The 25,065-nt window shown below is 71.7% G+C and carries 19 protein-coding genes and 1 pseudogene; 7 read left to right on the top strand and 13 right to left on the bottom strand.

Annotated elements, in window-relative coordinates; translation table 11 throughout:
- Positions 1 to 38 precede the first annotated feature (38 nt).
- Positions 39 to 2,012, bottom strand: coding sequence for a Xaa-Pro dipeptidyl-peptidase (locus tag CG747_RS04080; protein ID WP_257980208.1), 1,974 nt, complete (start codon positions 2,010 to 2,012; stop codon positions 39 to 41).
- Between the two features lie 165 nt (positions 2,013 to 2,177).
- Between CG747_RS04080 and CG747_RS04075 the strand changes: the two genes are divergently transcribed.
- A complete protein-coding gene (locus tag CG747_RS04075) occupies positions 2,178 to 3,665 on the top strand; it encodes a M1 family metallopeptidase (RefSeq protein WP_100600219.1) in 1,488 nt (495 codons plus the stop codon).
- Positions 3,666 to 3,717: 52 nt separating this feature from the next.
- Here CG747_RS04075 and CG747_RS04070 read toward each other — a convergent pair whose 3' ends face one another.
- Positions 3,718 to 4,593: an oxygenase MpaB family protein gene (locus CG747_RS04070; RefSeq protein WP_180985381.1), complete on the bottom strand. Its 876-nt coding sequence runs from the start codon at positions 4,591 to 4,593 to the stop codon at positions 3,718 to 3,720.
- Positions 4,594 to 4,604: 11 nt separating this feature from the next.
- Positions 4,605 to 5,078, bottom strand: a pseudogene (locus tag CG747_RS04065) (oxygenase MpaB family protein); the annotation flags it as partial.
- Between the two features lie 105 nt (positions 5,079 to 5,183).
- Here CG747_RS04065 and sph point away from each other — a divergent pair.
- Positions 5,184 to 6,200: a sphingomyelin phosphodiesterase gene (gene sph, locus CG747_RS04060; protein ID WP_100600217.1), complete on the top strand. Its 1,017-nt coding sequence runs from the start codon at positions 5,184 to 5,186 to the stop codon at positions 6,198 to 6,200.
- 79 nt (positions 6,201 to 6,279) lie between these two features.
- Here sph and CG747_RS04055 read toward each other — a convergent pair whose 3' ends face one another.
- The 3 genes from CG747_RS04055 to CG747_RS04045 form a co-directional block, all read right to left on the bottom strand.
- Positions 6,280 to 6,774, bottom strand: a complete 495-nt coding sequence (locus tag CG747_RS04055) for a macro domain-containing protein (protein WP_100600216.1) — start codon at positions 6,772 to 6,774, stop codon at positions 6,280 to 6,282.
- Positions 6,775 to 6,890: 116 nt separating this feature from the next.
- Positions 6,891 to 8,333 carry an amino acid permease gene (locus CG747_RS04050; RefSeq protein ID WP_100600500.1) on the bottom strand — a complete coding sequence of 481 codons (1,443 nt, stop codon included), beginning with the start codon at positions 8,331 to 8,333 and terminating at the stop codon, positions 6,891 to 6,893.
- Between the two features lie 138 nt (positions 8,334 to 8,471).
- Positions 8,472 to 10,061 carry a long-chain fatty acid--CoA ligase gene (locus CG747_RS04045; protein WP_100600215.1) on the bottom strand — a complete coding sequence of 530 codons (1,590 nt, stop codon included), beginning with the start codon at positions 10,059 to 10,061 and terminating at the stop codon, positions 8,472 to 8,474.
- A 134-nt stretch (positions 10,062 to 10,195) separates the two neighbouring features.
- Between CG747_RS04045 and CG747_RS04040 the strand changes: the two genes are divergently transcribed.
- Entirely contained in the window at positions 10,196 to 10,981 is a 786-nt protein-coding gene (locus CG747_RS04040) for a MerR family transcriptional regulator (protein WP_100600214.1), read from the top strand.
- A gap of 39 nt (positions 10,982 to 11,020) precedes the next feature.
- On the opposite strand, the gene CG747_RS04035 is transcribed toward CG747_RS04040, so the two are convergent.
- The 4 genes from CG747_RS04035 to CG747_RS04020 all read right to left on the bottom strand — a co-directional run bounded on the left by CG747_RS04035 (position 11,021) and on the right by CG747_RS04020 (position 16,841).
- Positions 11,021 to 13,192, bottom strand: a complete 2,172-nt coding sequence (locus CG747_RS04035) for a 3-hydroxyacyl-CoA dehydrogenase NAD-binding domain-containing protein (RefSeq protein ID WP_100600213.1) — start codon at positions 13,190 to 13,192, stop codon at positions 11,021 to 11,023.
- Between the two features lie 32 nt (positions 13,193 to 13,224).
- Positions 13,225 to 14,439 (bottom strand): acetyl-CoA C-acetyltransferase, encoded by a 1,215-nt coding sequence (locus CG747_RS04030; protein WP_100600212.1) that lies wholly within the window; start codon positions 14,437 to 14,439, stop codon positions 13,225 to 13,227.
- 87 nt (positions 14,440 to 14,526) lie between these two features.
- A complete protein-coding gene (locus CG747_RS04025) occupies positions 14,527 to 15,669 on the bottom strand; it encodes an acyl-CoA dehydrogenase family protein (protein WP_100600211.1) in 1,143 nt (380 codons plus the stop codon).
- Positions 15,666 to 16,841: a CaiB/BaiF CoA-transferase family protein gene (locus tag CG747_RS04020; protein WP_100600210.1), complete on the bottom strand. Its 1,176-nt coding sequence runs from the start codon at positions 16,839 to 16,841 to the stop codon at positions 15,666 to 15,668. The genes CG747_RS04025 and CG747_RS04020 overlap by 4 nt, the downstream gene beginning before the upstream one ends.
- A gap of 440 nt (positions 16,842 to 17,281) precedes the next feature.
- Between CG747_RS04020 and CG747_RS04010 the strand changes: the two genes are divergently transcribed.
- Positions 17,282 to 18,016: an MgtC/SapB family protein gene (locus CG747_RS04010; RefSeq protein WP_100600208.1), complete on the top strand. Its 735-nt coding sequence runs from the start codon at positions 17,282 to 17,284 to the stop codon at positions 18,014 to 18,016.
- 64 nt (positions 18,017 to 18,080) lie between these two features.
- Here CG747_RS04010 and CG747_RS04005 read toward each other — a convergent pair whose 3' ends face one another.
- Positions 18,081 to 19,619: a sialate:H+ symport family MFS transporter gene (locus CG747_RS04005; RefSeq protein WP_100600207.1), complete on the bottom strand. Its 1,539-nt coding sequence runs from the start codon at positions 19,617 to 19,619 to the stop codon at positions 18,081 to 18,083.
- A gap of 240 nt (positions 19,620 to 19,859) precedes the next feature.
- On the opposite strand from CG747_RS04005, the gene CG747_RS04000 reads away from it, so the two are divergent.
- Positions 19,860 to 21,059, top strand: a complete 1,200-nt coding sequence (locus tag CG747_RS04000) for a trans-acting enoyl reductase family protein (protein ID WP_100600206.1) — start codon at positions 19,860 to 19,862, stop codon at positions 21,057 to 21,059.
- A 12-nt stretch (positions 21,060 to 21,071) separates the two neighbouring features.
- Here CG747_RS04000 and CG747_RS03995 read toward each other — a convergent pair whose 3' ends face one another.
- Entirely contained in the window at positions 21,072 to 21,794 is a 723-nt protein-coding gene (locus CG747_RS03995) for an endonuclease V (RefSeq protein WP_100600205.1), read from the bottom strand.
- Between the two features lie 80 nt (positions 21,795 to 21,874).
- On the opposite strand from CG747_RS03995, the gene CG747_RS03990 reads away from it, so the two are divergent.
- Positions 21,875 to 22,174, top strand: a complete 300-nt coding sequence (locus tag CG747_RS03990; RefSeq protein WP_100600204.1) for a YciI family protein — start codon at positions 21,875 to 21,877, stop codon at positions 22,172 to 22,174.
- A gap of 129 nt (positions 22,175 to 22,303) precedes the next feature.
- Here the strand turns inward: CG747_RS03990 and CG747_RS03985 are convergent, their stop codons facing one another.
- A complete protein-coding gene (locus CG747_RS03985) occupies positions 22,304 to 23,764 on the bottom strand; it encodes a sugar porter family MFS transporter (RefSeq protein WP_100600203.1) in 1,461 nt (486 codons plus the stop codon).
- A 394-nt stretch (positions 23,765 to 24,158) separates the two neighbouring features.
- Here CG747_RS03985 and CG747_RS03980 point away from each other — a divergent pair, with 394 nt between their 5' ends.
- On the top strand, positions 24,159 to 25,064 hold the full coding sequence (locus tag CG747_RS03980) for an SIS domain-containing protein (protein WP_100600202.1): 906 nt from the start codon (positions 24,159 to 24,161) through the stop codon (positions 25,062 to 25,064).
- Position 25,065 lies beyond the last annotated feature (1 nt).

The following is a 25,065-nucleotide window of genomic DNA, read 5'->3' as shown; positions in this document are numbered from 1 at the left end:
GTGGGGCCGCCCCGCACGCGGGGGCGGCCCCGGGCCGGTCAGTCTCCGTACGGCAGCCGGCTGAGGGCCGGCGGCGGGGCGATTCCCTTGGGGGCGGTTCCGGCCGGGCGGGTGGCCGCCGGGGTGCCCGCGGTGGACCGGGCGAGGGCCGGGGCGCCGCCGGTGAGCGGCAGCCGGGCGGCGGTGCGGGCCAGGTCGAGGGTGAGCGTGGGGCGGGAGGCGGGCGGGTCGATCAGGTTGGCGTCGGTGCCGGCCACGATGAGCGCGAGCCGGTGCCCGGCGGGGACGATGTGGTCGGTGGCGGCCAGTTGGAGGGTGAGGGTGTAGGGCTTGCCGGGGGTGAGCGGGTGGCCGTGCTGCGGGTCGGTGGCGTGGCCGAGGTCGGCCCAGCCGCGGCTGAAGACCGTGAAGCCGACCTTGCTGGTGTCGGCGGCGGTCTCCTTGAAGCAGCCGGTGTCGCCGGTGGTGCCGGCGCCCCAGCAGGTGCTGTTGGTGCGGGTGACGATGCCCTCGCCGTCGGCGCCGTAGTTGCGGATGGTGTCCGGGCCGAGGTCGACGAGGACCGCGGTCAGGTGGGCGCTGGTGGTGCTGGGGGTGGCGGTGACGGTCACCGTGCCGGCGCCGGAGAGCCGCAGCGGTGCGGTGAGCGGGCCGGTGGTGAAGCCCGCCTTGGCCGGGGTCGCGCGGTCGACGGCGGCGGACCAGTCGGCCTCGCCGAGCGTCGGGTCGTCGGTGAAGGCCGCGGTCTGGCCGGCCGGGGTCGGCCGGGTGCCCAGGGCGCCGACGCCGGCGGTGGTGCCGGTTCGGGGGTGCAGGGTGACGGCGGCGGTGCCCTGCGCGGGCCACCGGGCGTCGGTGCGCCAGGTGTCGGGGGCGCGCTCGATGTCGGCCATCGGGGCGCGCTCGATGCCGTTGTCGTAGCCCATCAGGTAGTGGTCGAACCACTGGTGGAGGGTGCGCACCCAGTCACCGCGGCGGTAGTCGAAGGGGTCGACGTGGCCGGTCTGGGAGAGCCAGATCTTGCGCTGGACGCCGTGCCGGGCGAGCGCGTCCCACCACTGGCCGAAGTGCTTGGTGCGGACGTTGAGGTCCTGCATGCCGTGGACGAGGAAGACGCTGGCGCGGACCTTGTCGGCGTTGCGGACGTAGTCCCGTTCGGTCCACAGGTCGGTCCAGTCGCCGTTGCGCGGGGCGCCGTCGACGAGCTTCTTCTGGACGGCGGCGCAGTTCTTGTGCGCGCCGGGGCTCTCGACGGCACCGGCGAGCCCGTCGGGGCCGCCGTCGTAGAGCGGGGCGCCCTGGGCGAAGTAGTAGTCGTACCAGGAGGAGATGCCGGCGATCGGGACGATGGTCTTCAGGCCGGGGACGCCGGTGGCGGCGACGCCGTTGGCGATGGTGGCGTCCCAACTCTTGCCGATCATGCCGGTGTTGCCGTTGGACCAGTCGGCGGTGACGGGTTTCCCACCGCTGCGGGCGGTGTAGCCGCGGGCCCGGCCGCCCAGCCAGTCGACGACGGCCTTGGCGGACTGGACATCCGAGCGGCCGCCGACGTCGATGCAGCCGTCGGAGCGGTTGGTTCCGGCCAGGTCGACGAGGACGGTCGCATAGCCGCGGGGCACGAAGTAGTTGTCGTAGAAGAGCGGGAACTGGACCGGGCGGCCCTGGGCGTCGTAGGTCTTCTTCTGGCTCTCGTTGCCGCGGCCGCAGCACGAGTAGTAGGGACTGGCGTCCATGATCGTGGGGATCCGGCGGCCCTGCTGGGCGGGTTCGGCGGGCCGGATGATGTCGGCGGCGACCCGGTCGGGGTGGCCGTCGCCGTCGCCGTCGAGGCCGGTGTCCACCCAGACCGTTTCGCGGATGGCGTGGTCGTAGGAGTAGACCGGCTTGCTCTCCCGGGGGGCGGGGGCCGCGCCCGCCGCACCGGGGGCGGCGACCAGGGCGAGGAGGGCGAGGACGGCTGACAGGACGAGGGTTTTCCAAGGGGTGTGGGGGGTTCCCGGGCGTATTGTCACGCGCGGACCGTAGCGCGGGTCAACTCCCGTGCAGAAGAGGGGCGTCGGGGGTGCGTGTCGGTGAGATGTCGGTCATGTGTCAGATGTGGCCATGGACATGACGCGGCCCCCGATGCGTACATAAGCTCCGTAAGAGATCGACCTCCCCTACGAGTTGGAGGACTCGTGCGTCACAGACTCCTGGTCCCGGGCGCGGCCGCGCTCAGCCTGCTGCTGGCGATCCCGGCGGCGGCGGCCGACTTCACCCCGGGTGCCCCGGGTGCGGGCGACAGCTACTACCCCGAGAGCGGCAACGGCGGGTACCGCGTCTCCCACTACGACCTGCGGCTGAAGTACCAGCCGGCGACGGACCTGCTGGAGGGCACGGCGACCCTGCTCGCCCGGACCACGCAGGACCTCTCCCGCTTCAACCTGGACTTCGGCCTGAAGGTCAGCGAGATCCGCGTCAACGGCAAGAAGGCCACCTTCGCCACCTCCGGGAAGCACGAGCTGGAGGTCACTCCGGCCACGCCGCTGGAGAAGGGCAAGGACATCAGCGTGGTGGTCCGCTACGCGGGCAAGCCCTCCGAGCTGAAGATCGACGGCTTCACCGCCTGGGCCCGGACGCCGGACGGCGGTGTGGTGGCCCAGGAGCCGGACTCGGCGGTGTGGTGGTTCCCCAGCAACGACCACCCCTCCGACAAGGCGACGTACGACATCTCCGTCTCGGTGCCGGACGGCACCCAGGCGCTCAGCAACGGCGTGCTGGCCTCGAAGACCTCCAAGCTCGGCTGGACGCGCTTCAACTGGCGCTCGGACAAGCCGCAGGCGACGTATCTGACGACGCTGGCGATCGGCAAGTTCGACATCACCACCGACACCACGGCCGACGGCCTGCCGGTGATCAACGCGGTCAGCCCGGACCTGGGCGCGAACCTGGGGTCGGCGCGGTCGAGCATCGAGCGCACCACCGAGGTCACCGAGTGGCTGGAGAGCGTCTTCGGGCCGTACCCGTTCAACTCGGTCGGCGGCTACGTCCCCAACGTCCCGGCCGGGTACGCGCTGGAGACCCAGACCCGTCCGTTCTACGGCAAGAAGGCGTTCGACAAGGGCACCAACGTCTCGGTGGTGGTGCACGAGCTGGCGCACCAGTGGTACGGCGACAGCGTGTCGCTGAAGGACTGGAAGGACATCTGGCTCAACGAGGGCTTCGCCTCGTACAGCCAGTGGCTGTGGTCGGAGAAGGAGGGCGAGGGCACCGCGCAGCAGCTGGCGGACTACGTCTACGCCCAGCACCCGGCCGACGACCCGTTCTGGACGGTGAAGCCGGGCGACCCGGGCGCCGACAAGCAGTTCGACTCGGCGGTCTACGACCGCGGGGCGCTGGCCCTCCAGGCACTGCGCAACAAGGTCGGCGACAAGGTCTTCTTCGACATCCTGAAGTCCTGGCCGACGGAGCACCGGTACGGCAACGCCGCGATCGGGGACTTCGTGAAGTTCGCGGAGCAGAAGTCCGGGCAGCCGCTGGCCGGCTTCTTCGACACCTGGCTGTACCAGCCGACCAAGCCGGCCGCGGGCGCGGGCGCGCGGGCGTTCGCCGCGCCGGGCCTGGTCGCCCAGCCCAAGTCGTGGAAGCAGATCGCGGCCACCCACGAGGTGCACGCCGGTCACTGACCGGGAGCGGCGGGCGGGGTCCGGGCGTGCCCGACTCCGCCCGCCGTCGCCGTTACCGGCGGGCCGCCCGGTGTTCCCGGCGGGCCCGCCGCGCGATCGGCAGGAACCGCAGCCGCTCCGGCAGCAGGGGCACCATCAGGCGCACCCCCCGGCCCAGGCGGCGCAGCCGGCGCTCCTGGGCGTCGGTCCAGGGCAGACCGATGGCGTGCCGGGCGTCCGGCGGCATCAGCCCGATGGTGACGAACCGGCGGAACCGGGCGAACCCCGGCAGCAGCACCGGCCAGACCACCCGCAGCGCCAGTCGCACCCACCAGGGGCCGCGGTCCGGGACCGGCAGCGGTTGGTCGGTGGCGATCAACTCCCGTACCACCGCGGTCTCCTCGACCTCGGCGGCGAGGACCTTGCGGTAGTACGGCCAGAACTCCTCGATGGTCTGCGGCATGTCCCGGTCGTGGATGCCGAGGATCCGGCCGACCTGGAGCCACTCCGCGTACAGCTGCCGTTCCTGCGCCGGGGTGAAGGGACGGCCGAGGTAGCGCTGGGCGTGCCGGAAGACCGGGTAGCCGGTGGCGTGCACCCAGGCGTAGTACGCGGGGGTCAGCGCGTGGTACTTCCGGCCGTGGGCGTCGGTGCCCTGGATGGACCGGTGCAGCTTCCGCAGTCGCCGGCCCTCCTCGACGGCGGTCCGGCCGCCGTACACCCAGAGCTGGAGCGAGGCCAGTGACCGTTCGCCGCGCCCCCAGGGGTCGGTGCGGAAGACCGAGTGGTCGTCCACACCCGCGCCCACCGCGGGGTGGGCCACCTGCATCGTCAGTGCGGCGGGCAGGGTCAGGAGCGATCTGACGTCCCCGACCAGCGTCCAGAGCACACCTCCGGGCGGCGGGGGTTCCGGGTCGGTGCGTTCCGTGGCTGTTCCTACCGTGTTCATACGGTTGCTCATCATACGGTGGCCCCGAGCGGGCGGCGGGTCCGCGGGGCGGCGCCCGGGCGGTGGGTGTGCCAGTAGGCCAGGAAGAGCGCCGGGGCGATCCGCGGCGGGGGCGGCACCGGCGCCGCCAGACAGCGCACCACCCGGGCGAACCGGCGCAGCCGGCGCTGCTGCCGGGCGGTCCAGGTCAGCCCGAACCGCTCGCGGAGGACCGGTGGCAGTACACCGACGTCGACCAGCAGGGCGTAGTGGGCGGCGAGCGCGGCGAACGGCCGCCAGAGCGCTGCCGGGACCCACCACACCGGCGGCTTCTGCGGGCGGGCCAGCTCCGCCAGGACGTCCCGCACCGAGTCGTTGAGCTCCAGCCGCCCGGCCACCACCCCGTCGTAGTAGGCGCAGAACGACGCCCAGTCGGGCGGGAGGTGATGGCCTTTCAAGCCCCAGACCTGTCCCATGTCCCGCATCTCGCGGTAGTGCTCCTCGGTCTGTAAATCTGCTGCCCGCCGGGAGGTTACCTAGAAGTAACCCCAGCTGGTTTGATGTGCGTCGCCACGTCATATCCCCAAGTCCCCCCTCGATAGGGAGTTTCAGTGCCGCACTCCCCCCTGCGTACGTCCCGGGCCGTCGCCGTCGCCGCAGCCCTCGCCGCCACGCTGGCCGTCGCGTCCCCCACCGCGTCGGCCGCGACCGCGTCGGCCCCGGCCGGCCCCGCCGGTTCCCCGGCGGTCGCGAGCGCGCCCCGTCTCAAGGTGCTCACCTACAACACCTTCCTCATGAGCAAGAACCTGTATCCCAACTGGGGCCAGGACCACCGCGCCCAGGCCATCGCGTCCGCGGACTTCTTCCACGGCAACGACGTCGTCGTGCTCCAGGAAGCCTTCGACAACTCCTCCTCCGACGCGCTCAAGTCGCAGGCCGCCGCGGAGTATCCGCACCAGACCCCGGTGGTCGGCCGCAGCCGGAGCGGCTGGGACGCCACGAGCGGCGCCTACTCGGCCGTCACGCCCGAGGACGGCGGGGTGACGCTGCTGAGCAAGTGGCCGGTGCTGCGCAAGGAGCAGCACATCTACCAGGACGCCTGCGGTTCGGACTCCTACTCCGACAAGGGCTTCGTCTACGCGGTGCTGGACGTCGACGGCACCAAGGTGCATGTCGTCGGCACCCACACCCAGTCGACCGATTCGGGCTGCAAGGCCGGTGAGGCGGCCGCCGACCGCGCCAAGCAGCTCAAGGAGCTGGACGCCTTCCTCGACGCCAAGAACATCCCGGCGAACGAGGAGATCATGGTCGCCGGCGACATGAACATCGACTCCCACGGCGCCGAGTACAACGCCCTGCTGGCCAACGCCGACCTGGCCCCCGCCGACAGCCGCACGGGCCACCCGTACTCCTTCGACACCCAGCAGAACTCGATCGCCGCGTACCGCTACCCGAACGATCCCCGCGAGGACCTGGACTACGTGCTGTTCCGCAACGGCCATGCCCGGCCCAGCGGTTGGGGGAACACCGTGGTCAAGGAGCAGTCGGCGCCCTGGACCGTCTCCAGCTGGGGCAAGGACTACACCTACACCAACCTCTCCGACCACTATCCGGTCATCGGCGGCTGACCCGGCCCGTCGGGGCGGCGGACCGGCCGCGCGGGCCGGTCCGCCACACCCGCGATCCGCCGCCGGCGGCCCCGGGCCGTCAGTGGTCGTAGACCGTCACCGCCACGCCGCGCCCGATGAGGCGCTGGGTTATCAACGGCTCCACCCGGGACCACCTCCCGCCGGCCAGCCCGCAGCCGATCCGCGGCATATGGACCGAGGCCCCCAACTCCAGCGCCTGGTCGGCGACCCGGGCGAGCCCGGCCGCTATCGCCTCGTACCGCACCGGCACGCCCTTGCTGCCGGTCCTCGTGCCCCGCTGCCCGACCACATTGGCCACCCACACATGCTCACCGACCTGCACGAACTGGACGGCGCCCAGTCCGAAGTCGTTCTGCGCCCGCTCGCGGTGCCAGCGGCGGTAGGCCCGCTCCGGCTCCGGCCAGCGGCGGGAGAGGGCGAGCACGAAGCCCTTGCCCCAGCCCCCGAGGTCGTTGCAGACATGCACAATCATCTTGACGCCCTTGCCCTGAGGTGCGGTGGCATCACCCTTGACGAAGGCGATTGCGGCGTCGATCCCCGTTTTCTCAGCCATGACCCCACGGTACGGGCGACCACTGACAACGGGCCCGCACGGCGGAGGGCGGCCCCGGCGACCTTCCGGTCCACCGCGGCCGCCCTCCGCTGTACGGGCGCTGGTCCTCGCGCGACCTACTCGGCGAGTTCGCGTTCCTCGGCGATCCGGCGGACCCGGCCGCGGACCACGAACCAGCCGCCCACCAGCGCGGCGGCGAGGACCGGGATCAGCAGGACGGTCTGCCGGCCGACGCCGTCGTCGAACCACATCAGCACGATGACGCCGACCAGGAAGACGATGGTGGCGATGTCGGTGACCGGCGTGCCCGGCAGGCGGAAGCGCGGCCGCTCGACCAGGCCCTCCTTGGAGCGGCGGACGAACACCATGTGACAGACCATGATCGTGCACCAGGTGCTGATGATGCCCAGCGCCGCGATGTTGATCACGATCTCGAACGCCTTGCCCGGCAGCCAGTAGTTGAGCCCGACACCGAGCACGCACACCGTGGAGGTGAGCATGATGCCGCCGTACGGCACCTGGCTGCGGTTCATCCGGGCGGCGAACTTCGGCGCGGAGCCCGCCATGGACATCGAGCGCAGGATGCGGCCGGTGGAGTACAGCCCGGAGTTCAGGCTGGACATCGCGGCGGTGAGCACGACCAGGTTCATCACATCACCGGCGTGCGGGATGCCGACGTGGGACAGCACGGTGACGAAGGGGCTCTCGTTGGCGCTGAAGACGTTCCACGGCAGCAGCATGGCCAGCAGGATCACCGAGCCGACGTAGAAGATGCCGACCCGCCACATGATCGAGTTCACGGCCTTCGGCACGACCTTCTCCGGCTCGCTGGTCTCACCGGCGGTGACGCCGACCAGCTCGACCGCGGAGTAGGCGAACACGACGCCCTGGAGCACGATCACCACGGGCAGCAGGCCGGTCGGGAAGATGCCGCCGTGGTCGGTGATCAGGTGCAGGCCCGGTGTGTGTCCGTCGACCGGGTGCTGGGTGGCGAGCAGGTAGATGCCGATGAACATGAAGGCGACCAGCGCCGCGACCTTGATGATCGCGAACCAGAACTCCATCTCACCGAAGATCTTCACCGATATCAGGTTGATCGTGAGCACCACCGCCAGCGCGATCAGCGCCATGACCCACTGCGGAATGCTGGTGAACATGCTCCAGTAGTGCGTGTACAGGGCGATCGCGGTGATGTCGGCGATACCGGTCGTCGACCAGTTGACGACGTACATCCACCCCGCGACGTAGGCGCCCTTCTCCCCCAGGAACTCCCGGGCGTAGGAGACGAACGAGCCGGACGACGGGCGGTGCACCACCAGCTCGCCGAGGGCCCGGACGACGAAGAAGGCGAAGAGGCCGCAGACCGCGTAGGCGATGGCCAGTGCCGGACCCGCCGAGTGCAGCCGGCCGCCGGCCCCCAGGAAGAGGCCGGTGCCGATGGCGCCGCCGATGGCGATCATGTTGATGTGGCGGCCCTTGAGAGCCTTGCTGTAACCCGCGTCCCCCGCGTCCTGCCGGGTCCCGCTCCCCCCGTCCGATGACCGCTGGCCCTCATCCACGACGGTTTCTGTGCTCACTACTGGTTCATCTCGCTTTCGGAGAACTTGACCATGACCGGCTCCGCAGGTCGTGCGAACGGCCAGTCGGCACACCTTCCCCGAAGAGTGGCCCCCCGTCTGTGTGAGAGATCACATGGCTTACATTCGCTCTAGGATCTGTCCGCATTTGTGGCGAATAACACGGCGACAAAGCTTCAACGACGGTGTGAGCTCGCCAGTTTCAGGTCGCCATTCCTCGCCCAACAACGAAAATCGCTTGACCTGTTCCGTCCGGTTCAGACCCTCGTTCGCCGCCGCCACGCCCCGCTCGACCTCCGCCCGGACGGCCGGATGCCGGGCCAGTTCCGGCAGGCTCCCCTCGATGCCGTGCCGGGCCGCCCAGGCCGGGGCCAGCTCCGGATCGAGCACCACCAACGCCACCAGACACGACCGGCCGTCGCCGTGCACCAGCGCCTGCCCGATCAGCGGATGCTCCTTGAGGGCGCTCTCGACCAGCGCGGGCGAGACGTTCTTGCCCGTCGACGTCACGATCATTTCCTTCTTGCGGTCGGTCACCCACAGGAAGCCGTCCGCGTCGATCCGGCCGATGTCGCCGGTGCGGAACCAGCCGTCCACACTGGCGGCCGGCTCCACCGTCCCGTCCGCCCGGAGGTACCCCGCGGTCACCGTCCGGCCGCGCACCTCGATCTCCCCGTCCGCGGCCGTGCGCACCTCCAGCCCGGCGGGCGGCCGCCCGCCGCGCTCCCGGCAGGCGACGTGGGCCCGGGCGGTCTCGCCCGCCGCCGCCACCGCCGCCCGGTGCTCCGCGGGCAGCTCCGCCAGCGCGGCCCGGACGGCCGCCGCCAGCTTCTCCCACACCCGCGGCACCCCGAAGAACTGCGCCGGCCGCAGCTCACGGGCGAGCGGCGCGATCTCCGCCGGATCCGCGCAGAGGTGGACGTGCGCGGCCCGGAAGACCGGCAGGTAGATGCCCAGCATCCGCTCGGCGATGTGCGCGAAGGGGAGGTAGGACAGGTGCGCGGCATGGTCCGGCAGCTCCACGACGCCGTCCAGCGCCACCGCGTTCAGCAGCACGTGGCGGTGGCTGACCACCACCCCCTTGGGGTCGCCGGTCGTGCCGGAGGTGTAGACGACGGTCAGGGTGTCGCCCGCGTCGCCCTGCCGCCAGGCCGCCTCGAACGCCCCGGGGTCGTACGCCGCCGCACCGCGGGCCGCCACCGCGGCGAAGCTCTCGCACCTGCCCTCCGCCGGGTGGCCGGCGGCCGGCGGTCCGTCCGCCGGTTCGACGACCACCAGCCGCTCCAGGCGCGCCGCCGGGTCGTCGAGCAGCGGCTCCCAGCGCGCCCGTTCCCGGGGCCCCTCCAGCACGGCCAGTCGGGCCCGACTGTGCCGGACGACATGGGCGATCTGGCCCGGCGCGGCGGTGCCGTAGACCGTGACGGGCACCGCGCCCAGGTGCACCAGGGCCAGGTCGCCGAGCCAGTGCTCGGGGCGGTTGCCCATCATGAGCAGGACGATCTCCCCGCGCCGGACGCCGAGTGCCCTGAAGCCGGCGGCCAGTTCGCCGATCCGGCGGCGGGCCGCCTCCCAACTGAGCGTGTGCCGGCCGCCGTCCGGCGCGCGCCAGGAGAGGGCTGGACGTGCGCCGTGGTCCTCGGCGTTGCGCAACAGCAGGGCGGGCAGCGTGAGTGCGCCCGGCTCACCGGGCATACGCAGGAGCGTGGTCATGGCGGCCTCCCGAGGGCATAGGCCTGATCTGCGGACCGTACGGAGGACCCAGGCCCTGCCCGAAGAGGGCCTGGCTGCGCGCTGAGCGGTGAAGAAGGTTTCACAGGACTGGTGAGACAGCAATACTGTTGAACATGATGGAGTCCGCCCCCGACGGCCTGACCGTCGACGAACTCGCCGCTCGCGCCGGCGTCACGGTCCGCACGATCCGCTTCTACAGCACCCGCGGTCTGCTGCCGCCGCCCGAGATCGGCCCGCGCCGGGTCGGCCGCTACGGCCCGGACCACCTCTCGCGGCTCGCGCTCATCGAGGAACTCCAGCACCAGGGCCTGACCCTGTCCGCCATCGAACGCTACCTGGCGCAGCTGCCGCCCGACCTGAGCGCCCAGGACCTGGCCATCCACCGCGCCCTGGTGGCGAGCTGGGTACCGGACACGGCGGAGGACGCCACCCGGGAGCAGCTGGAACGGCGGGTCGGCCGGGAGCTGACCGAGGAGGACCTCGATCGGCTGGCGGCGATGAACGTCCTCGTCCGGACCGAGGATCCGCAGGTCTTCCGGGTCGACCCGGGGCTGCTGCACCTGGGCACGCGGCTGCTGGACGTGCCGATCGCCCTGGAGACGATCCTGGCGGCGCGCACCGTCGTCATCGAGCACACCCGCTCGGCGGCCCGTGAGCTCAGCCGGCTCTTCAAGGACGAGGTATGGGAGCCGTACCGGGACGGCGGGCCGGACGCGGAGGAGGTGGCGCGGATGAAGTCGCTCTCGGCGCATATGCAGCCGATGGTGGTGCAGGCACTGGTCACCGCCTTCCAACGGTCGATGAAGGAAGAGCTGCGGGAGTGGCTCGGCACGGGTGAGCACGGCGGCCGGGCGGAACGCGCCGGTCGGCCCGCGGACGGCGGCACCGACGAGGGGTGACGGGGGCGGGCCGCGGCGGCCCGCCCCCGCACGCCCGGCTCAGTCGCTGAACTTCTCGCCCCGCTCGGCCTTTTCGACCAGCAGCGCGGAGGGCGCGAACCGGTCTCCGTAGGACGCCTGGAGCTCGCGGGCGCGGGCCACGAACCCGGGCAGGCCCCCTTCGTAGCCGTTGATGTACTGGAGCACGCCACCGGTCCAGCCCGGGAAGCCGATGCCGAGGATGGAGCCGATGTTGGCGTCGGCGACGGAGGTCAGCACGCCCTCCTCCAGGCAGCGGACGGTGTCCAGCGCCTCGGAGAACAGCATCCGCTCCTGCATGTCCCGGAACGGGATGGCGGCGCCGGCCTTCTGGAAGTGCTCGCGCAGCCCGGGCCACAGGCCGGCCCGCTTGCCGTCGTCGCCGTAGTCGTAGAAGCCCGCGCCGCCGCTGCGGCCGGGGCGCTCGAACTCGTCCACCATGCGGTCGATGACGGCGTCGGCCGGGTGCGGCTGCCACGTGCCGCCGGCCTCCTCGACGGCGCGCCTGGTCTCGTTGCGGATCTTGCGCGGGAGGGTGAGGGTCAACTCGTCCATCAGGGACAGCACCTTGGCCGGGTAGCCGGCCTGGGCCGCGGCCTGTTCGACCGAGGCGGGGTCGAAGCCCTCGCCGATCATCGCCACGCCCTCGTTGATGAAGTGGCCGATGACGCGGGAGGTGAAGAAGCCGCGCGAGTCGTTGACGACGATCGGGGTCTTGCGGATCTGGCGGACGAGGTCGAACGCGCGGGCCAGCGCCTCGTCACCGGTCCGCTCGCCCTTGATGATCTCCACCAGCGGCATCTTGTCGACCGGCGAGAAGAAGTGCAGGCCGATGAAGTCGGTGTCCCGCTCGACGCCTTCGGCCAGCAGCGTGATGGGCAGGGTGGAGGTGTTGGAGCACAGCAGCGCGTCGGGCTCGACGACGTGCTGGATCTCCTTGAACACCTTGTGCTTGAGGGCGACGTCCTCGAAGACCGCCTCGATGACCGCGTCGCAGCCGGCGAGGTCGGCGGGCTCGGCGGTGGGCGTGATCCGCGCCAGCAGCTCGTCGCGCTGCTGCTCGGTCGTCCGCCCCCTGGCCAGCGCCTTGGCGAGCAGCCCCGCGGAATACTCCTTGCCCCTCTGGGCCGCCTCCTGGGTGACGTCCTTGAGGACGACCTCGATGCCGGCCTTGGCGCAGGCGTAGGCGATCCCGGCGCCCATCATGCCGGCGCCGAGGACGGCGACCTTCCGGACCGTGCGCGGCGCGATGTCCTTGGGGCGGTTGGCACCGGAGTTGACGGCCTGGAGGTCGAAGAAGAACGCCTGGATCATGTTCTTGGAGACCTGGCCGGTGACCAGCTCGACGAAGTAGCGCGCCTCGATGGTCTGGGCGGTCTCGAAGTCGACCTGGGACCCCTCGACGGCCGCGGCGAGGATGTTCCGCGGCGCCGGGTAGGGCGCGCCCGCCAGCTGCTTCTTGAGGTTGGCGGGGAACGCCGGGAGGTTGGCGGCGAACTTCGGGTGCGCCGGGGTGCCGCCGGGGATCTTGTAGCCCTTGACGTCCCAGGGCTGCTGGGACTCGGGGTGGGCGTCGATGAACTCCCGGGCCTTGGCGAGCAGTTCGTCGGGGGTCCCGGCGACCTCGTGGATCAGCCCGTTGTCCTTGGCGCGGGTGGCGTTGTACTGGGTGCCCTGGAGGAGCACCTTCAGCAGCGCGTCGGTGATGCCCAGCAGCCGGACGGTGCGGGTGACGCCGCCGCCGGCGGGCAGCAGGCCGAGGGTGACCTCGGGGAGGCCGATCTTGGTGCCGGGGGTGTCCAGGGCGACCCGGTGGTGACAGGCCAGGGCGATCTCGTAACCGCCGCCCAGGGCCGCGCCGTTGATGGCGGCGACCACGGGCTTGCCGAGCGTCTCGATCCGGCGCAGGTCCCGCTTGATGCCGTTGCCGGCCTCGAACGCCTGCTGTGCCTGGTCGGGGGTGACCGCGATCAGGTCGCGCAGGTCGCCGCCGGCGAAGAAGGTCTTCTTGGCGGAGGTGAAGATGATGCCGCGGATGCTGTCCTTCTCGGCCTCCAGGCGGTCGGCGACCGCGGTGAGGGAGGTCTTGAAGGCGTCGTTCATGGTGTTGGCGGACTGGTCGGGGTCGTCCAGGACCAGGGTGACGACGCCGGTCTCGTCCTGTTCCCAGCGGATGGTGGTGGATTCACTCATGGTTGGTACTCCGTAGTGGGTGGGACGAGGGGTCAGAGGCGCTCGATGACGGTGGCGACGCCCATGCCGCCGCCGACGCAGAGGGTGGCCAGGCCGTAGCGCTTGTCCTGCCGCTCCAGCTCGTCGACGAGGGTGCCGAGGATCATCGCGCCGGTGGCGCCGAGGGGGTGCCCCAGGGCGATGGCGCCGCCGTTGACGTTGACCTTGTCCAGGCTGAGGCCCATGTCCTTGACGAAGCGGAGGACGACCGCGGCGAACGCCTCGTTGATCTCGACCAGGTCGATGTCGTCGATGGTCAGTCCGGCCTTGGCCAGGGCCTTGCGGCTGGCGGGCGCGGGGCCGGTGAGCATGATCGTCGGTTCGGAGCCGGAGACCGCGGCGGAGACGATGCGGGCCCGCGGGGTGAGGCCGTAGCGCTCGCCGACCTCCTTGGAGCCGATGGCGACCAGCGCCGCGCCGTCCACGATGCCGGAGGAGTTGCCGGCGTGGTGGACGTGGTCGATCTTCTCGACCCAGTGGTACTTCTGGAGGGCGACCGCGTCGAAGCCGCCGGCGTCGCCGATGGTGGCGAAGGAGGGCTTCAGGGCCGCGAGGGAGTCGGCGGTGGTGCCGGGGCGCAGGTGCTCGTCGTGGTCGAGGACGACCAGGCCGTTGCGGTCCCGCACGGGGACGACGGAGCGCTCGAAGCGGCCGTCCTTCCAGGCCGCGGCGGCCCGCTCCTGGGACAGCGCGGCGAACTCGTCGACGTCGCGACGGGAGTAGCCCTCGATGGTGGCGATGAGGTCGGCGCTGATGCCCTGCGGGACGAAGCCGGTGTCGAAGTTGGTCATCGGGTCGCCGAACCAGGCGCCGCCGTCGGAGGCCATCGGAACCCGCGACATCGACTCCACACCGCCCGCCAGGACCAGGTCCTCCCAGCCCGAACGGACCTTGGCCGCGGCCATGTTGACGGCTTCGAGGCCGGAGGCGCAGAAGCGGTTCTCCTGGACGCCGGCGACGGTGTCGGGCAGGCCTGCGGCGATGGCGGCGATCCGGGCGATGTCCGAGCCCTGGTCGCCGACCGGTCCGACGACGCCGAGCACGATGTCGTCGATCGCGGCCGGGTCCAGGTCGGGGAAGCGCCGCCGCACTTCGTGGAGCAGGCCGACGACCAGGTCGATCGGCTTGGTGCCGTGCAGTGCGCCATTGGCCTTGCCACGACCGCGGGGGGTGCGGATCGCGTCGTACACAAACGCTTCGGTGCTCACAGAAAAGCCTTTCTTTCCGGCCGGGGTTCGGGGGGCCGCGGGGTCGGCCGCTGGTGTCAGGGCCCGGGAAGACACAGTCGGGGAGGGTCAGCCGAGCAGGGAGCGGCCGATGATCTCCTTCATGATCTCGGTCGTCCCTCCGTAGATGGTCTGTATACGGCCGTCGGTGAAGGCCCTGGCGATGGGATATTCGGCCATATAGCCGTATCCGCCGTGGAGTTGGAGGCAGCGGTCGGCCACCCGCTTCTGGAGCTCGGTGGCCCACCACTTGGCCATGGAGGCGTGCACCGCGTCGAGGGTGCCCTCGGAGTGGTCGGTGATGCAGCGGTCGAGGAAGGTGCGGGTGACCGCGCACTCGGTGGCCATCTCGGCGATCTCGAACCGGATGTGCTGGAGCTTGGCGAGCGGCCGGCCGAACGCCTCGCGCTCCTTGACGTACCGGGTGGTGATCTCCAGCAGGTGCTCGGCGGCGGCTATCCCGGCGATCGCTATCGCCATCCGCTCCTGGGCGAGGTTGGTCATCAGGTGCACGAAGGCGCCGTTGAGCTCGCCGAGGAGGTTCTCCTTGGGGACCCGCACGTCGTTGAAGAACAGTTCGGCGGTGTCCTGGGACTTCTGGCCGATCTTGTCGAGGTTGCGGCCGCGCTCGAAGCCCGCCGTCCCGCGCTCGACGACCAACAGGCTCAGGCCGTGTGCGCCGCCCTCGGGGGTGGTCTTGGCGACGACGATGACGAGGTCGGCGAGGATGCCGTTGGAGATGAAGGTCTTGGAGCCGTTGAGGATCCAGTGGTCGCCGCGGTCCTCGGCGGAGGTGCGGATGCCCTGGAGGTCGGAGCCGGCACCGGGCTCGGTCATCGCGATGGCGGTGATGGTCTCGCCGCTGCAGAAGCCGGGCAGCCAGCGGCGCTTCTGCTCGTCGGTGGCGAGCGAGGTGAGATAGGGGCCGATGATGTCGTTGTGCAACCCGATGGCGAAGCCCGGGGCGCCGGCGCGGGTGAACTCCTCGGCCAGGACCGCGCTGTAGCGGAAGTCGGTGGTGCCCCCGCCGCCGTACTCCTCGGGCACGGCCAGGCCCAGCAGCCCCTGCCGGCCGGCCGCCCGCCAGGCGTCCCGGCTGACGATGCCGTCCTTCTCCCACTGCTCGTAATGCGGCGTCACCTCCTTGGCGAGGAAGGTGCGCACCGTCTCGCGGAAGGCGTCGTGGTCCTCGGTGAAGATCTGGCGCTTCACTCTGCTGTCCCTTCGGGGGTGGTCCTGAGTGGTCGGCGGGGCTGCTCGGCCGGGGTGGCGAGGCTGGGCGCCTGCCAGTCGCGGGCGACCTCCTCGGTGTCCGCTCCGGGGCGGGCGGGAGGTCTGCGGACGGTCCCGGGGGTGGCCGAGAAGCGGGGCGCGGGGGCGGGCTGGGTGAGGCCGGCGTGCTCGGTGAAGGTGCCGCGGGCGGCGAGGTGCGGGTGCCCGGGGGCCTCGCGCAGCGACAGCACCGGCGCCACGCAGGCGTCGGACTCCTGGAAGACCGCGGTCCACTCGTCCCGCGTACGGGTCCGGAACCGGGCGGCGATGGCGCTGCGGAGGTCGTCCCAGGCGGCGAGGTCGTCCCGGCCGGGGGCGTCGTCCTCGATGCCGAGCAGGCGGATGAACTCCGCGTAGAACCGCTGCTCCAGCGCGCCGACGGCCATGTAGCCGCCGTCGGCGGTCTCGTAGGCGCCGTAGAAGGGCGCGCCGCCGTCGAGCAGATTGGCGCCCCGCCGGTCCTGCCAGCCGCCGGCCGCCAGCATGCCGTGGATCATCGCCGTCAGATGGGCCGTGCCGTCGACGATCGCGGCGTCCACGACCTGGCCCGTCCCACCGTCGGTGCGGGCGTGCTGGAGGGCCGCGAGGACGCCGATGACGAGGTAGAGGGAGCCGCCGGCGTAGTCGCCGAGCAGATTGGCGGGGATGGCGGGCGGGCCGTCGGGCGGGCCGATCATGCCGAGGGCGCCGGTGATGGCGATGTAGCCGATGTCGTGCCCGGCGGTGCCGGAGAGCGGTCCGTCCTGGCCCCAGCCGGTCATCCGGCCGTAGACCAGGCGGGGGTTGCGCGCCAGGCAGGGCTCGGGCCCGACGCCGAGCCGCTCGGCCACCCCCGGTCGGTATCCCTCGATCAGGACGTCGGCGCGCTCGACCAGGTCGAGGACCTGGCCGACTCCGGCGGGCTGCTTCAGGTCGACCAGTACCGAGCGCTTGTTGCGGTTGGTGAGGTCGGACGCCGGGTCGATGCCCAGTCCGGCGCCGCCGGGCCGGTCGACCCGGACGACGTCGGCGCCGAGGTCGGCCAGCAGCATGGCCGCGAACGGGCCGGGGCCGATGCCTGCGAGCTCCAGCACCCGCACCCCGCTGAGCGGGCCGTTCCCTGACCGCGTCATCGCGTCCCATGCCTTCCGCACTGTGACACTTCTGATGTAACACTCGTGATGTTAAGAACGTGTTCCACTTTCCACAAGCCCCCCGTACCAAGTGGTCACGCACGGCGAAGGCCCGTGGCGACGATGCTCAACTGCCATCGCCGCCACGGGCCTTCGCGCGCCTGCTGCCGCCGCGCCGCTATCCCCCGCCGAGCCGGTCGATGAGCAGCTCGGGGGCTATCCGAAGCCGGAGCGCACCGGCCCGCGCCGGCGCCGTCCTCGGCCGTGCCGCCTTCACCATGTCGTCCTCCACGTCCGCTCCCCCGTCCGGCACCGCCCGCGGCGCCTCCGGCGAGCCGCGCGTACGCCCGCGCAGCCCATCGACCTCAACGCTAACCGCGACCACTGACAACGGCCCGCGGAGCTGCCGGACGCCGGTCCGGCAGAGGGACAATGCCGCCATGTCACACCTCGCCGCCGCGCTGTTCGACGTCCACGCCGGCCAGGGCCCGCGTCAGTTCGCCGAGCTGGCCATAGCCCTGCTGCTGTCCTCGCTGATCGGATTGGAGCGGGAGGCCCGGCAGAAGAGCGCCGGGTTGCGCACCCACACCCTCGTCGGGGTGGGCAGCGCCCTGTTCATGGAGGTGTCGATCCACGGCTTCGGCTCGCTGCTGGGCACGGACGGTGTGGCGTTGGACCCGTCCCGGGTCGCCGCGCAGGTCGTTTCCGGCATCGGCTTCATCGGCGGTGGACTGATCTTCGTGCGCAAGGACGCGGTCCGGGGGCTGACGACGGCCGCGACCATCTGGCTGACCTGCGCCATCGGCATGGCGTGCGGCGGTGGCCTGCCGCTGCTCGCGATCGGCGCGACGGCGGTGCACTTCCTGATCGTGCGGGGCTTCTCCAAGGTGTCGGAGCGGATCACCGGGGGACCGTCCTTCGACCGGATCGAGCTGCGCCTGACGTACCGGGCGCAACACGGACTGCTCGGGAGGATATTGGAGCTGTGCACCGGCAGCGGGTTCCGGGTCTCCGACGTCCAGGTGGCGGCCCATCCGGACGACGCCCTGGTGGCGGCCGACGTACTGCTCCGCCTGGAGGGCGACGGTTCCGCGCATCCCCTGGTGGCGGCGCTGACCGAACTGGAGGGCGTCCGCGGGGTCGCGCTGGGGCGGCAGGACGACAGCACGGAGTGAGCCCGGCCGCCTCCGCGCACGGCGCCCCCGTCCCGGCCTGCGAGCGCCACGGCCACCGCCCCCGCTACACCGCACCGGCCGACGACTCCCCCCGCGCGGCATCCGGCCCGCCCACCCGTTGCGTGCCCGCATCGCCATCCGCCGCCGGCACGAGGTGGTCGCCGGGCACCTGACGGTCCACCAGCCGGGCCAGTCGCCGCGGGACGTCGCCGCCCACCAGGACGACGACCAGCAGCGTCAGCCCGAAGGTGAGGACCGCCAGCGCCCGCCCCAGAGGCATGCCGCGGGCGAGCTGCGCACCGAGGACCGGCGCCACCGCGCCGCCCAGTGCCCCCACGTTGTAGACGAAGCCCAGCGACGCGGCGCGGGTCGCGGTCGGGAAGTGCCCCGCGATGTACTTCGGCAGGATCCCGGAGATGCCCTGGCCCAGCGCCAGCAGGACGAAGATCAGCACCCCCAGCCCCACCAGGCTCCCGCGCACCGCGAACACCGGGAACACGAACGCCATGGAGGCCAGCAGGGTGTACGCATAGGCGCGCCGGGTCCCGAGCAGATCGCCGGTGAACCCGGCGAGCCAGCAGCCGGCCATGGCGCCGAAACCCGCGACGAACATCACGTCGCCGACCTGTGCGGGCGGGTACCCCAGGTCGGCCTTGAGGTAGGTGGGCAGCAGGGCCTGCACCGGCCAGCTGTAGAGGAAGGCGCAGAACACCGTCACCATCAAGGAGACGTACAGCAGCCAGCCGCGGCGTCCACCCAGTTGCACGGCGAAGGCGACCAGGCACAGCGCGGCGACCGCGGCCGACCACGGTACGAACCCCGCGCCGTACGGTGTGAAGGCGCAGAACAGCGCGACCGAGGCGACCGCCGCCAGCGCGATGTTGCCCCGGCGGCGGAGGCGGCCGGCGAACAGCGGCCGGAACGGGTTCGGGCGTTCCCGAGGCGCCGTCCCGCCCCCTGCGGCCGCGGTGGCGACCTCGGCCTGCCAGTCCCCGGCTTCCGGCAGCGACCGGCGCATCCACAGGGCGACCCCTACGGGCAGTACGCCGATCCAGAACATCCAGCGCCAGCCCCATGCGGGCACCACCCAGGCGTAGAGCTGGGCCGCGACGGCCGTGCCGCCCGCGTAGCCGGAGATCAGGAATCCGGAGGCCCGGTTCCGCAGCCGGGCGGGCCAGCTCTCCAGGACGTACGTCACGCTGGTGCTGTACTCCCCCGCCATGCCCAGCCCGATCACCAGCCGGGCGGCGAACAGGCTGGTGTAGTCCCAGGCGAACCCGCAGGCGAAGGTACCGAGCGAGTAGAGCAGGATGCTGGCGATCATGGCGGCTCTGCGGCCGTGGCGGTCGCCCATCGCCCCCAGGAGCGCGCCGCCCAGCCAGCGGGTGATGAAGGCGGCGGAGACCAGGGAGGCGGCGGTGGCGGTGTCCAGCCGGAAGTCGTCGGCGATCTCGGTCAGCACCAGCGTGATCAGCACGAAGTCGAAGCCGTCCAGGAGGTAGCCGATCCAGGCGGCGGACAGCGCCTTCCACTGGCGCGGGGTGACCTCGTGGTACCAGGCGCGGCGCGGTGTCCGGCCCGACGGGTCCGCGGAGTGCGTCATCACAGCAACCGGCCTCCTCCAGAAGCCACCCGGCCCATCCGCCGTACGTACCAGGCCAAACCGGACGTCGGATGTCCCCTCTCACCGGACGAATCTGGCCGCGCTCCCCCGCCGCGTCAAGACCGGCAGCGCACCGGCCCGCCCTCCCGTCCGCCACCGGCAACCGTGCCGTCCCGTCCTTCCGTTGACGTGGCGTCGGCGACTCCCTAAGGTCCGGACCTCGGACCAGAGAGGATGCAGATGGCACGGCAGGACACCTCAGGACGGGACCACGACCTCGTCCTGTACGGAGCGACCGGGTTCGCCGGCGAGCTCAGCGCGGAGTACCTCGCCCGGCACGCGCCCGAGGGCTGCCGCTGGGCGCTCGCCGGACGCAGCACCACCAAACTGGAGCGGCTGCGCGACCGGTTGACGGCCGTCAACCCGGCCTGCGCGGACCTCCCGCTGCTCCGGGCCGACAGCACCGACCCGGACTCGCTGCGCGCGCTCGCCACCGCCACCCGCGTCCTGGCCACCACCGTCGGGCCCTATCTGCTGCACGGCGAACCCCTGGTCGCGGCGTGCGCCGGGGCCGGCACCGACTACCTGGACCTCACGGGCGAGCCCGAGTTCGTGGACCGGATGTACCTGCGCCACGACGCCACCGCCCGCGCGTCCGGGGCGCGGCTCGTCCACGCCTGCGGCTTCGATTCCGTCCCGTACGACCTGGGTGTGCACTACACGGTGGGGCTGCTCCCCAAAGCGGTGCCGCTGCGCATCGACGGCTTCGTGCGAACCAACGGCACGTTCTCCGGCGGAACGCTCTCCTCCGCGCTCACCGCGGTCTCCCGGCCGGCCGCCATGGCCCGGACCGCCCGGGCCCGTCGGCGGGCCGAACCGCGGCCCGTGGGCCGTACCGTGAGCGCCCCGTTCGGGCCACCCGTGAGGAGCCGCGACACCGGCACCTGGGGCGTCCCGCTGCCGACCCTGGACCCGCAGATCGTCGCCCGCTCCGCGGCCGCCCTGGACCACTACGGCCCGGACTTCCGGTACCGGCACTACGCGGGGGTGCGCCGGCTGCCGACGGCGGTGGCCGGGGTGGTGGGCGGGGCGCTGGGCGCGGGGGCGCTGTCCGCGCTCGCCCAGGTACCGCCCGCCCGGCGTTGGTTGTCGGGCCGGCTGCAACCGGGCGACGGGCCCGATCCGCAGCGGCGGGCGCGGAGCTGGTTCGCGGTGCGGTTCGTGGCGTCCGGAGGCGGTGCGCACCTGGTCACCGAGGTCAGGGGCGGCGATCCCGGCTACGACGAGACCGCGAAGATGCTCGCCGAGGGAGCCCTCAGCCTGGCCTTCGACGACCTCCCGGACACCGCGGGACAGGTGACGACGGCCGTGGCCATGGGGGACGCGCTGACCCGGCGCCTCCAGGAGGCGGGGATCACCTTCCGGGTGGTCCGCGGGTAGCCGGGCCGTCCGTCAGGCGTTCGCCAGGGCCTTGCGGCACAGGGCGTCGGCGGCCCGGGTCGACTCCGGAAGGCGGTACGCGGCCGCCAGATGGAGCGTGTGCGCACAGGCCCGGTCCAGGTCCACCCGGTGTCCTACCGAGACGAAGACCGGTTTGACGCCCCTTTGGGTGCGCAGGGCACGTCCCACCTCTTCGGGCTCACCGTCCGCCGCCCGGTCGTCCAGCAGGGGCGAGGTGGCGCCGCGCTCCGGGCCCGGCGCCTCGTACCGGAAGGTGAAGGGGTTCTTGGCGACCCCTATGGTGGGCAGTCCGGTCAGCACCCCGAGGTGGCTGGCGAGGCCGAAGCGCCGTGGGTGGGCCAGCCCGTAGCCGTCGCAGACCACCAGGTCGGGAGTGCGGGCGAGCCGGTCCAGCGCGTCGAGGACGGTGGGGATCTCCCGGAAGGCGAGCAGCCCGGGGATGTACGGGAAGGAGACCGGGCCGACCGCGGTGGCCTGGTCGACGACCGCGAGGGTACGGGCGTCGAGGGCGACGGCGGCCGCGGCGACCACGTCCCGCTCGTCGTCGTAGGCGACGTCCACACCGACCACGGTGCCCTCGAAGCCCGGTGCCGGGCCGGGCTCGTCGAGCCGCACGTGGGTGCGCAGCCGGTCCTGGACCGCGCGGGCCCCGGCTTCGTCCGCCGGCCAGTGCCGCAGTTCGTCGGCACGGGAGATGATTCCGGAAGTGTCCATGGTGCCCGCAACGCTATCGAACCGCTGACCGGGTGCGTACCGGCCACCGACCCCGATTGCCCCTCCTCTATATTGCAGCCATGTTCGTATTGGAACTGACCTACACCGCGCCCCTCGACCGCGTCGACGCCGCCCTCTCGGACCACGTGGCGTGGCTGGAAAAGGAGTACGCGGCCGGGCACTTCATCGCTTCCGGGCGGAAGAACCCGCGTGACGGCGGCGTGATCCTCGCCGCCGGGATCGATCGTGCGACCGCCGAGAAGATCACGGCCGAGGACCCGTTCGTCCGCGCCGGGGTCTGCGAGTACCGGATCACCGAATTCATCGCGACCAAGACCGCACCGGCCCTGGCGGAATACGTGCAGCAGCTCCCCTCCTGAGCCCCGTCGCACCATGGCCCGGCCCGCCGGAACCGTCCGGCGGGCCGGGCCGTGTGGCGCTCGGGCTCCTGGGCTCATGCCCCACCGCGCACCGACGCGGGTGTTCCGCGCCTCCCCGCAACGGGCTGCCTAGGACGGCGAGGCCGGCGACGCGGCCGCGGTGCCGAGCGGTCCGGCGCCGACCGCTCCGGACGCGGGCTCCGTGGGCCAGCGGCCGCCGTTGCGCCAGTACTCCCGGATCTCCTCCAGCTGGCGCCCCTTCGTCTCGGGAGCGGTGAAGGCGGCGAACACCAGGGCGCCGAGCGCGAGCACGCCCAGGCCCGCGAAGGTCGCGGCGGCCCCCGCCTTCGCCATCAGCGACGGGAAGAACTGGGCGATCAGAAGATTGGCGACCAGGTCGGCGGTGAGCATCACCGACGCGCCCGTGGAGCGCAGCTGGGCGGGGAACGCCTCGCTCGCGTAGACCCAGATCAGCGATCCGAAGCCGAAGTTGAAGGCGGCGGTGAACAGGAGGATCGCGACGAAGCCCACCCAGGTGGTGGCGCCGTGCAGCCTTCCCGCGCTGAAGACGGCGGTGAGGACCGCGAGCATCAGCACCATCGTGCCGATCCCGGAGAGCAGCACCACCCGGCGGCCGAGGCGGTCGATGATGAGGATCGCCAGCACGGCGGCGGCCAGGGAGGCCAGTTCAACGAAGGACGGCAGCAGGAAGTTCTGGCCGCTGCCGGTGAAGCCCATCTCCTCGAAGATCTGCGGGCTGTAGTACGTCACGGCGTTGATGCCGGTGATCTGGCAGAAGAAGCCGAGGCCGACGACGAAGAACGCGGCGCGGGCGTACGGCTTGCGCAGCAGCGAGCGCATCGAGCCGCCGCTTTCCTCGGTCAGCGCGGCGCGCACCGCGGCGACCTCGGTCTGCGGGTCGACGTCCGGATCGGTCATCGCCATGACCTCGACGGCACGTTCGGTGCGCCCCTTGAGGACGTACCAGCGGGGGGTGTCCGGCAGGCGGAGCAGCGGGATCACGACGAGCGCCGCGGGAATCGCCGACAGGCCCAGCATCCAGCGCCAGTGACCGCCGCCGGACAGGCCCCAGTTGACGAAGTACGTGAGGACGATGCCCACGACCGTGGCCACCTGGTAGGCGGCCACCGAGGCACCCCGGATACGGGCCGGGGTCGACTCGGCGACATAGAGCGGTGCCGCCACGATCGAGATGCCGATGGCGACACCGAGCAGGAAGCGGACGGCGTCGAGCACTTCGACGGTGGGGGCCACCGCGGACAGCGCGACGAAGACCGCGTACGAGCCGGCGACGATCAGCATCGCGGTCCGGCGTCCCAGGGCGTCGGCGAGCTTGCCGCCGATCAGCGCGCCCAGGATCGACCCGAACACCAAGATGCTGTTGACCAGCCCCTTCTCGGTCTCGGTGAGGTCGAATTCCTTGCTGAGGAATACCAGGGCGCCGGAGATGCTGCCGGTGTCGTAGCCGTAGATGACGCCGACGACGGCGCCGGTGAGTGCGAACATCCGGCCGGTGCCGAGACGGGTCGGGGGCGACGGGCGCGGTGCGGAGAGGGGGGCAGTGGACATGGGAAGTCCTTTGTGCGACGGAGCGCCTTTGCTGCGTGACTCATGACTGCGTGACTGCATGACTGCGTAATAAGGCGCCGGGGCGCCGCATCGTCGGCCATGGCCGGGCATCGGCATGACTGATCTTGCGAATATCAGGCACCTTTCACGCAGATGTCAACAGTCACTTACCCGCTTTTTGCTTCGCGCCACGCCCACTTCGCGCCACGCGTTCACCTACTCAACCAGGCTGCACCGCGAGCACCACCCGCCGCCGTCACCCGCACGAGGGATGGAACACATGCACGAAAGTGCGTAGAGTTGCTGTCAGCGAAGCAGAAAGTTGCATTCTCAGAGCAGTCGATCTCAGACCAATCGATCGGCATCACCGAGCACGCACCACGGGAGGGTGGCCATGAGCGAGACCTCGTACATGGAGCAGGAGCTGCGCAGCCAGCCGGAGACGTGGCGGGAGGCCGCGCGGATCGGCGCCGGCAGTGGGCCGCTGCCCAAGGCCGGTCAGCGCGTGGCCGTCGTCGGCTGCGGCACGTCATGGTTCATGGCGCAGTCCTACGCGGCACTGCGCGAAGGCGCGGGCCTGGGCGTCACGGACCCCTTCCCGGCCTCGGAGGCGTTCCTCGGCGCCGACCGCGGCTACGACGCGGTGGTCGCGATCACCCGCTCGGGGACGACGACCGAGGTACTGCGGGTACTGGAAGCGGTCAAGGGGCGGATCCCCACGGTGACGGTGCTCGGCGATCCCGAGACCCCGGCGGTCGAGCTGTCCGACGAGACGGTCGCGCTGCCCTTCGCGGACGAACGGTCCGTGGTACAGACCCGCTTCGCGACCACGGCACTGACGCTGCTGCGCGCCCATCTGGGCGAGGACGTCGCGCGGGCGGTGGGCGACGCCGAGGAGGCGCTGACGGCACCGGTCGAGAAGGAGTGGGTGGACGCCGAGCAGTTCGCGTTCCTCGGCACCGGCTGGACGTACGGCCTGGCCAGCGAGGCGGCACTCAAGATGCGGGAGGCGTCGCAGAGTTGGACGGAGTCCTACCCCGCGATGGAGTACCGGCACGGCCCGATCTCGATAGCTGCTCCGGGCCGGGTGACCTGGCTCTTCGGCCGGGCACCGGAGGGGCTTGAGGCAGATGTGGCACGGACCGGAGCGCACTTCGTGTCCCATGCCCGGGATCCGCTGGCCGACCTGGTGTTGGTGCAGCGGGTCGCCCTGGAGCGGGCGCGCGCCCGCGGCCTGGACCCGGACAACCCGCGCAGCCTGACCCGCTCCGTGATGCTTCAGGAACCGGCCACGTCCTAGC

The organism is Streptomyces sp. CB02959 (assembly GCF_002803155.1).
Classification (GTDB): domain Bacteria; phylum Actinomycetota; class Actinomycetes; order Streptomycetales; family Streptomycetaceae; genus Streptomyces.
Note: the sequence above shows the minus strand (reverse complement) of the source record. Positions and strands in the feature narration are given on the sequence as shown.

Bases quoted from the DNA above. Each gene is read 5' to 3' on its own strand.
- CG747_RS04070 (WP_180985381.1), bottom strand. From the start codon at position 4,593: ATGAACACGGTAGGAACAGCCACGGAACGCACCGACCCGGAACCCCCG.
- CG747_RS04055 (WP_100600216.1), bottom strand. From the start codon at position 6,774: ATGGCTGAGAAAACGGGGATCGACGCCGCAATCGCCTTCGTCAAGGGT.
- CG747_RS04045 (WP_100600215.1), bottom strand. From the start codon at position 10,061: ATGACCACGCTCCTGCGTATGCCCGGTGAGCCGGGCGCACTCACGCTG.
- CG747_RS04040 (WP_100600214.1), top strand. From the start codon at position 10,196: ATGATGGAGTCCGCCCCCGACGGCCTGACCGTCGACGAACTCGCCGCT.
- CG747_RS04035 (WP_100600213.1), bottom strand. From the start codon at position 13,192: ATGAGTGAATCCACCACCATCCGCTGGGAACAGGACGAGACCGGCGTC.
- CG747_RS04020 (WP_100600210.1), bottom strand. From the start codon at position 16,841: ATGACGCGGTCAGGGAACGGCCCGCTCAGCGGGGTGCGGGTGCTGGAG.
- CG747_RS04010 (WP_100600208.1), top strand. From the start codon at position 17,282: ATGTCACACCTCGCCGCCGCGCTGTTCGACGTCCACGCCGGCCAGGGC.
- CG747_RS04005 (WP_100600207.1), bottom strand. From the start codon at position 19,619: ATGACGCACTCCGCGGACCCGTCGGGCCGGACACCGCGCCGCGCCTGG.
- CG747_RS04000 (WP_100600206.1), top strand. From the start codon at position 19,860: ATGGCACGGCAGGACACCTCAGGACGGGACCACGACCTCGTCCTGTAC.
- CG747_RS03995 (WP_100600205.1), bottom strand. From the start codon at position 21,794: ATGGACACTTCCGGAATCATCTCCCGTGCCGACGAACTGCGGCACTGG.
- CG747_RS03990 (WP_100600204.1), top strand. From the start codon at position 21,875: ATGTTCGTATTGGAACTGACCTACACCGCGCCCCTCGACCGCGTCGAC.
- CG747_RS03985 (WP_100600203.1), bottom strand. From the start codon at position 23,764: ATGTCCACTGCCCCCCTCTCCGCACCGCGCCCGTCGCCCCCGACCCGT.
- CG747_RS03980 (WP_100600202.1), top strand. From the start codon at position 24,159: ATGAGCGAGACCTCGTACATGGAGCAGGAGCTGCGCAGCCAGCCGGAG.